Raw genomic sequence first — 13,943 nt, 5'->3', positions numbered from 1 at the left:
CCGGAGCTGACAGGCTGGTCTGGCCGCCACGACAGAGGCGGCCGCATCGGCCCGGCGACCGAGAGGAGCACCCGGTGACCGACCGAGCGGAGGAGTTCGACCTGCTCGTCGTGGGCGGCGGCAAGGCCGGCAAGACGTTGAGCATGGACGTGGCCCGGTCCGGCCGGCGGGTGGCGATGGTCGAACGCGGCATGATCGGCGGCAGCTGCATCAACGTCGCGTGCATCCCGACCAAGGCGCTGGTGACGAGCGCGCGGGCGGCTCGCCAGTTACGCGGCGCGGCCGCGCTCGGCCTGGTGGTCGAGGGCGGCCGGGTCGACGTGGACCTGCTGCGCGCCCACAAGCAGGACGTCGTCGAGGGGATGGTGGCCGCCAACCGGCAGCAGTTCCTCGACTCCGGCCTGCACCTGGTGATCGGGGAGGCCCGGTTCGTCGGTCCCCGGACCGTACGGGTGTCGCTGGCCGACGGCGGCGAACGGTTCCTGCGTGGCGCCGACGTGGTGATCAACACTGGTACCCGCCCGCACCTGCCGCCGGTCCCCGGGATGGCCGAGGCCTCGGTGCTGACCAGTGACACCCTGCTGCACCTGGACCGGCTGCCGGCCCGACTGGTGGTGCTCGGCGGTGGCACCGTCGGGGTGGAGTTCGCGCAGATGTTCGCGTCGTTCGGCAGTGCGGTGACCCTGATCGAAGGCGGCCCGCGGCTGCTCACCCGCGAGGATCCCGACGTCGGCGACGCGGTGCTGCGGGTCCTGCTCGACGACGGCATCGACGTGCGCGCCGGCATGACGGTCGCCCGGATCGACCGCAACGCCGACGGCACGGTCCGGGTGACGCTGGACGACGGCAGCCTGGTGACCGGGGACGACGTGCTGGTCGCGGTCGGCCGGGAGCCGGTCACCGACGGGCTCGGCCTGGACGCCGCCGGCGTGCAGCTGAACGACCGCGGCTTCGTGGCGGTCGACGAGTACCTGCGGACCAGCGCCGAGCGGACGTGGGCGGCCGGGGACGTCGCCGGCACCCCGCAGTTCACCCACGCCTCGCTCGACGACTACCGGATCATCCGGGCGAACCTGGCGGGTGAGCTGCGCAGCACCGCCGGCCGGCTCATCCCGTACACCGTGTTCACCACCCCGGAGCTGGCCCGGGTCGGTCTCACCGAAACCGAGGCGCGCCGCGCCGGGTACGACGTCCAGGTGGCCAGCCTGCCGGTCGCCGCGATCCCCCGGGCCCGCACCCTGCGCCAGACCGAGGGAACGTGGAAGGCGGTGGTCGACGCCGGGACCGACCAGATCCTCGGCGCGGCGCTGCTCGGCGCCGAGGCGGGTGAGGTGATCACCTCGGTGCAGCTGGCCATGCTCGCCGGGATGCCGTGGACCGCCCTGCGGGACGCAGTCATCACCCACCCGACCATGACCGAGGGGCTCAACCTGCTCTTCGCCTCGCTCCAACCCCGCCCGGTCCGCTAGTCGGGCTGGCCGGCGATCTCGGCGCGGACCCGGTGCTGGAAGGCGCGCGCCTGGGCGCCGGTGGGCGGCGGCCCCCCGTGCCGCGCGGCGACGGCCCGGCCGATCACCTCGGCCGGGTCGCCGGCGTCGATCAGCCGCTGCCCGGCCGCCACCTTGGACAGCCAGACGCCGTCGCGGTGCCGCACCAGGGACCGGCAGGCGCCGAGCACCGCGTCCTCCGCGCCGGGCGCGGGTCGGTCGTCCGGCGGCGTGGGCAGCGCCAGCCACCACGACAGCGCCTCGATCAGCAGGCGGCGCAGGTCGGCAGGGGCCAGATCGGCGAAGACCTCCCCCGCCGGCGGCCCGAGCAGCGGCAGCCCGCTCTGGTGCAGGATGCTGCGGTCCAACCCGTACCAGAACCGGCCGTCGGTCGCCGGGCGGTCGGCGGGGTCGAGGGTGCACCGGAACGGCATCCCGGAGCCGGTGTTCAGCTCGACCTCGAAGCCGGGCTCGGGGCTGCCGGAGGCGGCCACCTCCCGCCGGTAGGCGACCAGCTCCAGCCCGCGCGTCGGGCAGGGCAGCGCCTCGTGCCGCAGACGCGCCACCAGCGCCCGCTTGTCGGCCTCGGTCAACGGCCCGGCGCAGAGCAGCGCCACGTCCACGTCGCTGCGGCCGGCCTGGTACGCGCCGAGCCCCACCGAGCCGGCCCCGTACGCGCCCACCAGGTCGTCGCCGAATACGTCGCGGGCGGCGTCGACCAACTCGTCGAGATAGCGCCGAAGATCGGAATCCACGCCCCATCCTCACCCGGTGGCCCGTGGCACCTCCGATCTGGGTCCCGGGTTGGCCCTAGCCGGCGTAGAGCAGCAGCAGGCCGGCGACGGTGTAGGCGACCATCAGCGCCAGTAGCGGGAGCTGGCCGGCCACGGCCCGGGCCCGGGGGAACAGGTACAGGGCGCGGTCGTGGGCGAGCAGCGTGCCGAGCAGGTGCCCGAGGATGATGACGGTGATCTGGAGGGTGGCCACCCCGGACGGGGTGACCAGACCGGTGTGCGGTTCCCAGTCGGCGGTGCCCAGCCAGTTCGCGCCGGTGTCCAGGGGGTCGGAGAGCAGCGCGACGGTGCGCTGGCCTTCCAGGATCAGCAGCGAGTAGTAGTGGGCCACGAGGTAGCCCACCGCGATCGGCACGATCGAGTGGGCGAGTTCGCCGGGCAGCCCGGGGGCGTCGGCGGGCCCGGCGCGGCCGATCCGGGTCGCCGCCCCGGTGGCGGCGAGGTACGCCGCGGCGACGGCGGCGATGACCAGGAGCAGCCCGGCGCTGCCGGTGACCGCCGGGGGCAGGCCGTTCTCCTGGGTGAAGCGCAGCCAGGCCGGCGCGTTGGAGAGGCTGTCGAACATGGTCGAGCCGAGCAGCACGATCACGACGGCGACCAGCCCGGGGCGGGGCCGCAGCCCGGCGATCCCGTCGAGCGGGTTGCGCCACACCAGCACGCCGTCCGCCGCCCGGCCGACCGGCGCGAGGTGGCCGACGAGCCCGCTGTACACCTCGAACGGGTCGGCCCGGTCGAACCAGCCCGCGCCGAACAGCGCCGCCCCGGCCAGCATGACCACGGCGTACCCGCCGAGCCAGGCGGTGATGACCGGCAGCGTGGCCCGGTCAGGTGCGACCAGCTCCAGCCAGACGAACCCGAACAGGGCGACGGCCGCTGGCCAGAGCCCCAGGCCGACCGGCAGCTCGCGGAGGCCACGCTCCGGGTCCCGGCGTGCCGCCAGCGCGGCGAGCAGATGAACGGTGCGCAGCGGGTTGACGGCCCGCCAGACGGGGCCGAGCAGCAGCGACACGGGCACCAGCCCGACCCAGAGCAGCACGTAGAGCGCCCCCGTCGTCGGGTTGTCCGGGGTGTCCGGCCCGGCCAGCAGGCCCACGCAGAACCAGCCGGCGGCGAGCAGACCCAGCCCGCGCAGTGCCCACCGGAACGCGGGCGCGTCGACGAGCCGGGCCAGCGGCTCCGGCACCGGCCGTCCGCCGGTCGCGTCCCGGTCGAGCCGCGGCTCGCGCCACAGCAGGCCCAGCGCGAGGAACGTGACGACCAGGGCCAGGGCCGCGGCGACGACGAGCTGCGGCAGCGTGATCGGCAGGTCCTGGCGGCCACCGACGCCGTGCGCCAGCACCACCGGGGCGCCGGTCATGGTGCTCAGCGGACGACGAGCTGGAACAGCACCAGCTCGGTCTCGTGCGTCTCCACCTCGAACAGCCCGGTCTTCTCGGCGCGGAACTCCACCGAACCGGGCGTGCCGGCCGGCAGCCGGGCGCCCAGGTCGTAGCCGTGCACGTGCAGCTCGTCGGAGACGTCCGAGGTGACCGTGATCCGGACCAGCTCGCCCTTACCCACGGTGACCCGCCCGGTGGGCGGGTCGACCCGCCGCTTCGCGATCGTCACGGTGATCTGCCGGTCCACCGCCGGTGTGCTGGCGCTGGCGCTGGGTGTCGGACTGCCCGACGAGGTCGGCGCCGTCGTGGCGCTGGGCGGCACGGCGGCCGTCGCCGGCGTCGAGGGGGTGGCCACGGACGGGTCGTCGTCCCGCCCGCAACCGGTGGCGAGCAGGGCGGTGACGAGGACGACGGTGAGGACGACGGGAACGCGGGAACCGGGGGCACGGACGAACACGGGCGGACTCCGAACGACGCGGGGGACGGGTGTCGAACTGATCGTCGGGGAGGAGAACTCTACGTCTTGTTCGGCGGCGGGGAAATGACCATGATGAACGGATGCGATCGAGGCTGGTCACTGCCCGTCACCTCTGGAGCCGAGCGGCGGCGGCGCTGGCCGCGACCCTGGCGGTGTCGCTGCTGCTGCCCGCCGCTCCGGCGTCCGCGCACGGCCAGTTGGCGACGTCCACCCCGTTGACCGGCACCGTGGTCCGCGAGCCGCTGACACAGCTGGGGTTGTACTTCACCGAGAAGCCGGCCTCCAACGCCCACTTCACCGTCACCGGGCCGAACGGGTCCCGGGTGGACAGCGGCTGGTCCTACGGCGAGCCGAAGCGGCTGGACAAGCCGGTTCAGGAGTACTTCATGGTCAACGGCGTCTTCGAGCCGCGGTTGTACCACACCGGTTTCCCCGCCATGGTGTCCGTCGCGCACTGGCCGGCGAAGGGGCGGTACACGGCGAGTTATCTCTCCGTCGCCTCCGACGGCGAGGCGGTGCGTGGCACCGTCACCTTCAACTACCAGGGGGCCAGTACGGCGGCGCCGGCCGGATGGACGCCACCCACGGACGGGCCGGCGCCGGCCCTGCTCGCCCTGGTCGAGGGCAACCCGTCGGCGAGCCCCGGCGTGGCCGGCGCGAGCGCCGACGCGGGCGCGACCGCCGCCCCGGCGAGCGCGCCGAGCGGCGCCACGGAGGAGACGCGAGGCGGCGGGTGGCCACCCTGGCTGGTACCGGCCTTGATCGTCGTGGTGGTCGCCGCCGTCGTGCTGGTGGCGGCCCGCCGCCGGCCCGCCGCGCGTGGCACGTCCACCTCGACCCGCCGGACCACCGGTCCGGCCCGCAGATCCGGTACCGCGGCCCGCAAACCCGGCAACCGGGGCGGTGGTCCAGCCCGGCGCGGACGGCGGTAGGCCGGGCACCTTCGCACCGGGCATTCCGCTACACGCTGACCAACCTGCGGCCCACCGGCTTCCAGCCGAAGGTCACCGGAATGGACTGGCTGGCCGACGGCCGATTCGTCATCTCCACCTGGGGCGGCAGCGACCAGTCCGGCACCTCCCAGGACGGCGAGGTCTGGATCATGGGCAACACCGGCGGCGCGACCGGGCCGGGCACCGTGACCACCAAGAAGATCGCCGGCGGCCTCAAGGAACCGATGGGACTCAAGATCGTCGACGGGGTGGTCTACGTCTCGGAGAAGCAACGGCTGACCCGGCTGGTGGACACCACCGGCGACGAGGTGGCCGACCAGCTCCAGACGGTCGCCACCTGGCCGTACGGCGGGAACTTCCACGAGTTCGCGTTCGGCCTGCTCTACCAGGACGGATTCTTCTACCTGAACCTGTCGGTGTCGATCAACTCCGGCGGCGCCACCACCAACCCGCAGCCGGCCGCCAACCGCGGCACCACCCTCAAGGTCAACAAGGACACCGGCGCGGTCAGCCACGTCGCCGGCGGGCTGCGGACCCCGCACGGCATCGGCTGGGGCCCGGAGGGCGGCATCTTCGTCACCGACAACCAGGGCGGCTGGCTGCCCTCGTCCAAGCTGGTGCACATCAAGCAGGGCCGGTTCTTCAACCACTACCTGAACCCGGCCGGCCCGTTCGACGCCAACCCGGTCACCCCGCCGGTGCTCTGGATGCCGCAGAACGAGATCTCCAACTCGCCCAGCACGCCGCTGTACCTCACCAGCGGCCGGTACGCCGGTCAGTTCGTCATCGGCGACGTGACCTACGGCGGCCTGCAGAGGGCCAGTGTGGAGAAGGTCAACGGCGAGTACCAGGGCGCCCTGTTCCGGCTCACCCAGGGCCTGGAGGCGGGCGTCTCCGAGGTCAACGTCGGCCCGGACGGCGCGATCTACGTGGGTGGGCTCGGCGCGGGCGGCAACTGGGGCCAGACCGGCAAGCTGCCGTACGGCCTGCAGAAGCTGACCCCGACCAGCACCACCACCTTCGAGATGCTGGCCATGCGGGCCACCACCGCCGGGTTCGAGGTGGAGTACACCCAGCCGGTCTCCGCGGAGACCGCCGCCAACCTGGCCGCGCACTACAAGATCAAGCAGTGGCGGTACCAGCCGACGGCCAGCTACGGCGGCCCGAAGATCGACGAGGAGACGCTGACCGTCACCTCGGCGACCCTGTCGACGGACGGGAAGAAGGTCACCCTCGCGGTCAACGGGCGCAAGGCCGGCCACGTCGTCCACCTGCGCTCGCCACGCCCGTTCACCTCGACCAGCGGGCAGTCGCTGTGGAGCACCGAGGCGTGGTACACGCTCAACGCCATCCCGGGCGTCACCCCGCCGCCGACCGGCGGGATCAACCTGGCGCTCAACAAGCCGGCCACCGCGGACAGCTCCTGCTCGGCGACCGAGGGCCCGGCCAAGGCCGTCAACGGCAGCGTCGCCGGCGGCAACGGCGACAAGTGGTGCTCGAAGGGCACGGCGAAGTACCTCCAGGTGGACCTCGGTGCCAGCTACGCGGTGAACCGGGTGGTGGTCAAGCATGCCGGCGCCGGCGGCGAGAACACCGCCTGGAACACCCGGGACTTCACGGTCGCCTCCAGTGCCGACGGCACCGCCTGGACGACCCGGGCCACGGTCACCGGCAACACGGCGAGCACCACCACGCACGACGTCACCGCGCCCGGAACACGCTACGTGCGGTTGGCCATCACCGCGCCGACCAGCACCGGCGATCCGGCCGCGCGGATCTACGAGCTGGAGGTGTACGCGGGCACCGCTGGCGGGTCGGGCCGCATCACCGGCGTCGGCGGCAAGTGCCTGGACGTGGACAACGCGGGCACCGCCGACGGCACCAAGGTGCAGCTCTGGACCTGCAACGGCACCGGCGCCCAGTCGTGGAGCCGCGTCGGGGACACCTACCGGGCCCTGGGCAAGTGCCTGGACGTGGACAACGCCGGCACCGCCGACGGCACCAAGGTGCAGCTCTGGACCTGCAACGGCACCGGTTCCCAGGTGTGGCAGCCGGAGCCGGACGGGTCGATCCGCAACCCGCAGTCGGGCAAGGTGCTGGAGGCCGCCGGCGCCGGCACCGCCGACGGCACCCAGATCCAGATCGGCACGTACGCGGGCGGCGCCCACCAGAGGTGGGTGGTCAGCTGACGCTGGACGTGGGGCGGGGTCTGACCGGCAACCCGGTCAGGCGCCGCCCCAGGCCCCTCGTACGGCCGCGGCGTCGGTCAGGGGCCCTGCGGCAGCGGCTGGGCCAGCTCCTTCAGATCCGCCGGGAGCTGGGACAGCGCGTCCTCGAACTCCCGGTGGCCGACCACCCGGTGCATGGTCTGGAGCACGGCCCGGGAGCCCCGCTCCGCGGTGGGTCGGTCGGTCCCCGCGCGCTCGGCGACACGCCGCAGGAACTCGTCGTAGCCGAACACCTCGGGCGCCTCGGCGACCTTCACCAGCAGCGGGCTCAACTCTGTGGCCAGGTGGGGTGCCAGCGTGGCCGCCTCGCCGCCGCTGAGCCGCTCGGTGAGGGTACGCAGAACCGCCTCGGTCAGCGGTCGCGCCTGCTCGGGCGGGACACCCGCCCGTGCCGCAACCTTGTCGACGAACGCCAGCTCAGCCATGCCCCCGCCCTTCGTTCCGGAGATGCATGGCTACCCGGGCCGACCGACGGCAAACCCGGGACCGGTCCCGGTGCGATCCGACGGCAGGGGTGTCCGTTTTGCGGACGGGAGCGCTGTGCGAGCATGAGTGTCCTCTGTGTCTTCCCCCACCCCTCAGCGGAAGGACGCCCGTGGCAGAAACCGCCCCTGACCCGGCCACCGACGGCACCAAGATCGACACGAGCGTCCCGCACTCCGCCCGGATCTGGAACTACTGGCTCGGTGGCAAGGACAACTTCGAGGTCGACCGGCTGGCCGGCGAGCAGGTCCACGAACTCTTTCCCGCGATGATCGAGACGGCACGCGAATCCCGCGCGTTCCTGTCCCGCGCGGTGCGCTTCCTCGCCGGCGAGGCCGGGATCCGGCAGTTCCTCGACGTCGGCACCGGGCTGCCCACCGCCGACAACACCCACCAGGTTGCCCAGCGGGTCAACCCGCAGAGCCGGGTCGTCTACGTCGACAACGACCCGATGGTGCTGGCACACGCGCGAGCGCTGCTGGTCGGCAGCCCGGACGGGCTGACCCGGTACATCCACGCCGACCTGCGTGACCCGCAGGCGGTGCTCCGGCAGGCCGACGAGCACCTCGACCTCAGCCAGCCCGTCGCGGTCCTGCTGTTCGGGGTGCTGGGCCACGTCGGCGACGACGACGAGGCGGTCGCCATCATCCGCGCCCTGCTCGACGCGGTCCCGTCCGGCAGCTATCTGGCGCTGTCCGACGGCACCGACACCAGCGCGGCGGTCGTCGAGTCGCACCGGCAGTACAACGAGAGTGGCGCGCTGCCGTACCACCTGCGCAGCCCGGAGCGGATCGCCCGGTTCTTCGACGGCCTGGAACTGGTCGAGCCCGGCCTGGTGCGGTTCACCCACTGGCGGCCCGAGCAGGATGGCCCGCCGGCGGACCTGGACGGCTACTGCGCCGTCGGCCGCAAGCCCTGACCCGCGCCGACCCTGAGCGGTGTCCGGCGGGCGGGCTGCCGCCGGACACCCGCGACGATGGGTCGACGACGGGTTCTGTCGGTTGGTCCGCGAAGCACCGGCACCGTCTCGTACCGTGAGGTCGGACGGGGAATCCGGCTGCCCGAGGGCGGCCCGCGCCGCAGGAGGAGCCGATGGGAGTCGACCTGCCCGAGGTGATCGACCGGTACTTCCGGGCCGTCGGCGACGGTGACCTGGAGGCCTTCGTCGCCTGCTTCGCGGACACCGCGAGCGTGGCCGACGAGGACCGGGTGCACGAGGGACGGGCCGCGATCCGCGCCTGGCGGCAGCGGACGATGGCGACCTACTCGTACACCGCGGAGCCGGTGACCGTCACGCCGCAGGCGGGCGACTCGTACCTGGTCCTCGCCCGGGTGTCGGGCAGCTTTCCCGGCAGCCCGGTCGAGCTACGGTACCGGTTCACGCTGCGCGACGACCTGATCGGTGCCCTGAACATCCGCCCGTAGCGACCGTCTGATTGAGCCGGCAGGAGGAGACGACGTGCCGCGTGTCTGGCTCATCACCGGCAGTTCCCGGGGTCTCGGCCGGTCGCTCGCCGAGGCGGTGCTGGCCGACGGCGACCGGCTGGTCGCCACCGCCCGCGATCCGGCGCAGCTCGGCGACCTGGCCGACCGGCACGGCGACCAGATCCGGACGGTGGCCCTCGACGTCACCGACCCCGCCGCCGCCCGCACCGCCGTGCACAGCGCTGTGGACGCGTTCGGGAGCCTGGACATCCTCGTCAACAACGCCGGGTACGCCGACGTCGCCGCGATCGAGGACATGCCGGAGGACGACTTCCGGGCCCAGATCGAGGCCAACTTCTACGGGGTGGTCAACCTGACCCGCGCCGCCCTGCCGGTGATGCGCGAGCAGGGGCGCGGGCACATCGTCCAGGTCTCCAGCGTCGGCGGGCGGGTCGGCGGGCCCGGGCTGGGCGCGTACCAGCCCGCCAAGTGGGCGGTCGGCGGCTTCTCGGAGGTGCTTGCCAAGGAGGTCGCGCCGTTCGGGATCCGCGTCACCACCGTCGAGCCGGGCGGGCTGCGGACCGAATGGGCCGGCTCCTCGATGCGCACGCTGCCGATCAGCGAACCGTACCGGCCGGTCATCGAGCCGGTCGTCGAGCGGCTGCGCCAGGCCAGCGGCAGCCAGCCGGGCGATCCCGTCCGGGCCGCCCAGGCGATCATCCGCATCACCCGGGTCGACGACCCGCCCGCGCGGTTGCTGCTCGGCGCCGACGCCGTGGCGGTCGCCTCGGCGGCCGCCGAGTCCCTCGCCGCGTCCGACGCGCGGTGGCGCGAGCTGAGCGAGTCGATCGTCTTCGACCCGGCTCCGTGACCCTGCCCGACCCGGCGACGGCGACGCGGTGGGCACGATCGCCGCCGACTCTGCCGATGCCTGGCTCTGGCCGGGTCACCGGGGCGGGGCGACGGCTCAGGTGACCGTGACGGTGACGCTGTGCCAGCCGGTGGCCCCGTCCGGAAAGGGCGTGGCGCGGGCCTCGGTCTGCATCGCCCCGATGCCGTCGACGGCGCGGACCCGGACGGTGTGGCTGCCCGGTCGGGCGTCCCACCGGTAGGTCCACTGCCGCCACAGGTCCGCCGACGGGCCCGCGCCGAGCCGGGCCGGCTGCCAGCGGCCGTCGTCGACCTGGACCTCGACCGCGCTGATGCCGCGCCGCTGCGCCCAGGCGACACCGGCGATCATCAGCGGGCCGGCCGGGCGACGCGCGAACGGCTTCGGGGTGTCGATGCGCGAGGCCGTCTTCACCGGCGCGTCGGCGGCCCACCCGCGCCGCACCCAATACGGGTCGACCTCGTCGAACGTGGTCACCCGCAGCTCGGTGAGCCACTTGCAGGCGCCGACGTAGCCGTACAGGCCGGGCACGAGCATCCGGACCGGGAAGCCGTGCTCCACCGGCAGGGGCTCACTGTTCATGGCGACGACCAGCATGGCGTCGCGGCCGTCGAGGATCGCGGTCAGCGGGGTGCCGATCGTCATGCCGTCGACCGAGCGGCTGAGCAGCTGGTCCTGCCCAGGCCGCAGGCCGGCCTCGCGCAGCAGCGGGGCGAGCGGCACTCCCGTCCACCGGGCGGTGCCCACGTACGGGCCGCCGACCTCGTTGGACACGCAGTTGAGGGTGATGTCGCGCTCGACCAGGTCGCGGGCGAGCAGGTCGGCGAAGCTCCAGGTGCGGGGCCGCTCGACCGCGCCGGCGAGCCGCAGCCGCCAGGTGTCGACGTCGATCTGCGGGACGGTGAGCGCGGTGTCCACCCGGTAGAAGTCGCGGTTGGCGGTAACGAACGCCGGACCGCCCTCAACCGCGACATCGGGTGGCAGTGGCGGGGCCGGGGTGGCCGGGGGCGGGATGCGTACCGCCGACCGGGACCGTGTGCCGGCGGCCCGGCGCCCGCCGACGGCCTGCCCGCCGGTGGTCGCCGCCACGGCGGTGAGGGTGGCGGCGGCGGCGGTGGTGAGGAACTGCCGGCGGTTGAGTAAGTGGGGCCGTCCGGAGGCGACGGCTGGCCCGGGTCGGGCGTCGCGCAGCAGCGCGAGCAGGGCACCCGCGCCGGCGGCGACGCCGACGAGGGCGGGGACGGCGTCCGCCACGGTCGCGGCGGGGCGGGCGAGTACGGCGGCGACGAGGACAGCGCCCAGCCCGACGAGGCCGGTCAGACCGGCTCCGGTCCGGCGGATCGCGGCGATGCCGAGCACGACCGCGACCAGCACCAGGACGGCGAGCACACCACCGAGTAGGACGATCTTGTCGGCGGTGCCGAAGGTGCGGATGGCGAACGCCTTGACCGGCTGGGGTGCCAGGTCGATGGCGGTGGCGCCGACGGCGAGGACCGGATCTCCCACCGGGTCGGTGAGCGCGGCGGCGAGGTGGGCGACGCCCAGCGTGACGGCGGCGGTGAGCAGGCCGACGAGGGCGCCGGTGCGGTTGGGGCGCGGGACGGGGGGCCGCCCCGGCCGGGGGTCCACCGGCCGAGGCGTGGTCGTGGTCGGCACGGTTCAGCTCTTCGGCATCAGCACGGTGTCCACGATGTAGACGGTGGCGTTGGCGGTGGAGACGTTGCCGCAGACCACCATCGAGGCGCCGTCGACCGTGAACGAGTTACCGCTGCCGGTCACCGTGATCTCGTCGCCCTGGAGGGTCTTGTGCGTGCCGGCCAGGGTGTCCGGGGAGAGGTGGGTCGGCACCACGTGGTGGGTGAGGACCTTCTTCAGCATGGCGTCGTCGGCGAGGACCTTGCCGAGGTCCGCCTTGGGGATCTTGGCGAACGCGTCGTTGGTCGGCGCGAACACCGTCACCCCCTGCGCACCGTTGAGCGAGTCCACCAGATTCGCCTTCTGCACGGCGGAGACCAGGGTGGACAGCAGCGGGTTACCGGAGGCGGCGGCGGCCACCGGCACCTTCGCCATGGCCTGGCAGCTGCCCGCGTCGGCGGGATCGGTCGGCACCACGGCGCAGCCCGGCCCGAACTGCGCGGTCATCATCGACGAAGTAGCCGACGGCATCGGTGCGTCGGCCGAGGCGCTGGCAGCGGTCCCGCCGCTGGCGGTGCTGTCGGTGTCGCTGTCGCCGCAGCCGGCGGCGAGGGTCAGGATGGCGATCGCGCCGATGGTGACGAACAGACGCCGGTTCATTCGAACTCCTCAGGTAGGTGACCGCGGTGGTGCTCGTACCGGTGATTCGGTGCGGTCGAGCCGGCGGATGGGTCGGATCGTCGACAAGCTGACGGCACGCCCCCGATCGCCGCCGAACGGAGGACACGGCCGGCAGGCTGGTGGGTGACATGATGTGCCGACAACGGCTGTCACGACGAGGAAGGTGCTGCTGCCCGATGGCGCACTTCGAGGCCCGGACGTCCACGGCGCCCGGCCAGATCGTCGTCACGCTGTCCGGCGAGTGCGACCTGGCCACCCGGGAGGAGCTGACCACCGTGCTGTCCGCGGCGGTCCGCGGCGCGCCCGTGGTCGTGGTCGACGTGGGCGGGTTGCGCTTCCTCGACCCCAGCGGCCTGCACGGTCTGGTGACCGCCCACCAGACCGCCCGCGCCGCCGGTCGGCGGTTGTACGCCGTCAACGCCAGCGGGCCGGTCGCCGCCGTGCTGGACATCACCGGCGTCGGCACCCTGCTGCAACCGCCCGCCGACGACCCGCGGCTGGCGGGCTGATGGCGGCCGGCCGGAGGGAGACCCGGATCGTGGCCGAGCAGTCGGTGTCCACCCGCGCCCCGGACACGATGGCGTACCAGGTGGCGACCGACCTGCGAGCGCTGCGCGCGTTCGTCTGCACCGCGGCCCTGGCCCGGGGCCTGCCCCCGCACCGGGTGGAGCTGCTGATGTTGGCCGTCAGTGAGCTCGCCACCAACACGTTGCAGCACACCACCGGCGGCGGCCGGGTCCGGGTGTGGGCCGAGGCGGACCAGTTGTTCTGCGACGTCATCGACCAGGGGCCGCCGGTGCGCGCGTTCGGCCGGGACATGCCGCCGGCCGACGCGGTACGGGGGCGGGGGCGGGCGATCGTCGAGCAGGTCTGCGACGAGGTCGCCGTGCTGACCGAGCCGGAGGGAACGGTGGTGCGGCTCCGGCTGGGCCTGTGAGCCGGGCGGCTCAGGGCAGCACGCGTACGGCCAGCGCGCAGGTGTCGTCGTCCGGGCTGGGCTGGTGCAGCAGGTCGCGCAGACGGCCGAGGGTCTGCTCCCCCGGCTCGGCGGAGAGCGCCGAGAGCACCGACCGCACCTGTTCCAGCCGGTCCTCCTCGGGCGCGCGCCGCTCCACCAGCCCGTCGGTGTAGAACAGCACCAGGTCGCCCGGACGCAGTCGCGGGGTGAGCACCGGGTACACCGAGTCGTCGGCGGCGCCGAGCAGCAGGCCCGGCGGCCGGTCCAGCGGGCCGGTCCCGCCGTCGCGGGACAGCAGTGGCGCCAGGTGCCCGGCGCGTCCCCAGCAGAGCAACCGAGTCACCGGGTCGTAGACCGCGACCACCGCGGTCCCGGTGATCGCGAGCTGACCGCAGAGTCGGTTGAGGTGCCCGAGCAGCACCGCCGAGTCCCGGATGCCGATCGACAGCCAGGCCACCAGCGCGAAGCGCAGATGGGCCATCCCGCTGGCGGCGCTGAGGCCGTGGCCCGCCACGTCACCGACCGCGAGCACGACCGACCCGTCCGGCAGGGT

15 protein-coding genes are annotated in these 13,943 nt (G+C 73.7%); 8 read left to right on the top strand and 7 right to left on the bottom strand.

What is annotated here, in order from left to right:
• The first annotated feature begins 74 nt into the window (after window positions 1-74).
• A complete protein-coding gene (locus ACFYPS_RS01490) occupies window positions 75-1,469 on the top strand; it encodes an FAD-dependent oxidoreductase (protein WP_354962421.1) in 1,395 nt (464 codons plus the stop codon).
• On the opposite strand, the gene ACFYPS_RS01485 is transcribed toward ACFYPS_RS01490, so the two are convergent.
• The 3 genes from ACFYPS_RS01485 to ACFYPS_RS01475 are packed head-to-tail and all read right to left on the bottom strand — an operon-like array spanning window position 1,466 to window position 4,117.
• A complete protein-coding gene (locus ACFYPS_RS01485) occupies window positions 1,466-2,242 on the bottom strand; it encodes a nucleotidyltransferase domain-containing protein (RefSeq protein WP_354962422.1) in 777 nt (258 codons plus the stop codon). The genes ACFYPS_RS01490 and ACFYPS_RS01485 overlap by 4 nt on opposite strands.
• Window positions 2,243-2,297: 55 nt before the next feature.
• Window positions 2,298-3,638 carry a hypothetical protein gene (locus ACFYPS_RS01480; RefSeq protein WP_354962423.1) on the bottom strand — a complete coding sequence of 447 codons (1,341 nt, stop codon included), beginning with the start codon at window positions 3,636-3,638 and terminating at the stop codon, window positions 2,298-2,300.
• 5 nt (window positions 3,639-3,643) lie between these two features.
• On the bottom strand, window positions 3,644-4,117 hold the full coding sequence (locus ACFYPS_RS01475; protein ID WP_354962424.1) for a hypothetical protein: 474 nt from the start codon (window positions 4,115-4,117) through the stop codon (window positions 3,644-3,646).
• 101 nt (window positions 4,118-4,218) lie between these two features.
• Here ACFYPS_RS01475 and ACFYPS_RS01470 point away from each other — a divergent pair, with 101 nt between their 5' ends.
• Both ACFYPS_RS01470 and ACFYPS_RS01465 read left to right on the top strand, forming a co-directional pair.
• Entirely contained in the window at window positions 4,219-5,070 is an 852-nt protein-coding gene (locus tag ACFYPS_RS01470) for a copper resistance protein CopC (protein ID WP_354962425.1), read from the top strand.
• 80 nt (window positions 5,071-5,150) lie between these two features.
• On the top strand, window positions 5,151-7,280 hold the full coding sequence (locus ACFYPS_RS01465; protein ID WP_387322248.1) for a ricin-type beta-trefoil lectin domain protein: 2,130 nt from the start codon (window positions 5,151-5,153) through the stop codon (window positions 7,278-7,280).
• A 77-nt stretch (window positions 7,281-7,357) separates the two neighbouring features.
• Here ACFYPS_RS01465 and ACFYPS_RS01460 read toward each other — a convergent pair whose 3' ends face one another.
• Window positions 7,358-7,744, bottom strand: coding sequence for a DUF2267 domain-containing protein (locus ACFYPS_RS01460; protein WP_354962427.1), 387 nt, complete (start codon window positions 7,742-7,744; stop codon window positions 7,358-7,360).
• 170 nt (window positions 7,745-7,914) lie between these two features.
• Between ACFYPS_RS01460 and ACFYPS_RS01455 the strand changes: the two genes are divergently transcribed.
• The 3 genes from ACFYPS_RS01455 (at window position 7,915) to ACFYPS_RS01445 (ending at window position 10,098) form a co-directional block, all read left to right on the top strand.
• Window positions 7,915-8,721 carry an SAM-dependent methyltransferase gene (locus ACFYPS_RS01455; RefSeq protein ID WP_387322246.1) on the top strand — a complete coding sequence of 269 codons (807 nt, stop codon included), beginning with the start codon at window positions 7,915-7,917 and terminating at the stop codon, window positions 8,719-8,721.
• Window positions 8,722-8,894: 173 nt separating this feature from the next.
• Window positions 8,895-9,227: a nuclear transport factor 2 family protein gene (locus ACFYPS_RS01450; RefSeq protein ID WP_354962429.1), complete on the top strand. Its 333-nt coding sequence runs from the start codon at window positions 8,895-8,897 to the stop codon at window positions 9,225-9,227.
• 34 nt (window positions 9,228-9,261) lie between these two features.
• Window positions 9,262-10,098 carry an oxidoreductase gene (locus ACFYPS_RS01445; RefSeq protein WP_354962430.1) on the top strand — a complete coding sequence of 279 codons (837 nt, stop codon included), beginning with the start codon at window positions 9,262-9,264 and terminating at the stop codon, window positions 10,096-10,098.
• 96 nt (window positions 10,099-10,194) lie between these two features.
• On the opposite strand, the gene ACFYPS_RS01440 is transcribed toward ACFYPS_RS01445, so the two are convergent.
• Both ACFYPS_RS01440 and ACFYPS_RS01435 read right to left on the bottom strand, forming a co-directional pair.
• A complete protein-coding gene (locus tag ACFYPS_RS01440; RefSeq protein WP_354962590.1) occupies window positions 10,195-11,745 on the bottom strand; it encodes a molybdopterin-dependent oxidoreductase in 1,551 nt (516 codons plus the stop codon).
• A gap of 30 nt (window positions 11,746-11,775) precedes the next feature.
• Window positions 11,776-12,411 (bottom strand): fasciclin domain-containing protein, encoded by a 636-nt coding sequence (locus tag ACFYPS_RS01435; protein WP_387322243.1) that lies wholly within the window; start codon window positions 12,409-12,411, stop codon window positions 11,776-11,778.
• A gap of 197 nt (window positions 12,412-12,608) precedes the next feature.
• On the opposite strand from ACFYPS_RS01435, the gene ACFYPS_RS01430 reads away from it, so the two are divergent.
• Window positions 12,609-12,941, top strand: a complete 333-nt coding sequence (locus ACFYPS_RS01430; protein WP_354962432.1) for an STAS domain-containing protein — start codon at window positions 12,609-12,611, stop codon at window positions 12,939-12,941.
• Between the two features lie 29 nt (window positions 12,942-12,970).
• Window positions 12,971-13,369, top strand: coding sequence for an ATP-binding protein (locus ACFYPS_RS01425; RefSeq protein WP_354962433.1), 399 nt, complete (start codon window positions 12,971-12,973; stop codon window positions 13,367-13,369).
• A 10-nt stretch (window positions 13,370-13,379) separates the two neighbouring features.
• Here ACFYPS_RS01425 and ACFYPS_RS01420 read toward each other — a convergent pair whose 3' ends face one another.
• A complete protein-coding gene (locus ACFYPS_RS01420) occupies window positions 13,380-13,940 on the bottom strand; it encodes a PP2C family protein-serine/threonine phosphatase (protein WP_387322803.1) in 561 nt (186 codons plus the stop codon).
• Window positions 13,941-13,943: the final 3 nt, after the last annotated feature.

It is taken from the genome of Micromonospora sp. NPDC005087, from assembly GCF_042872965.1.
In the GTDB taxonomy this organism is placed as follows: domain Bacteria; phylum Actinomycetota; class Actinomycetes; order Mycobacteriales; family Micromonosporaceae; genus Micromonospora.
Note: the sequence above shows the minus strand (reverse complement) of the source record. Positions and strands in the feature narration are given on the sequence as shown.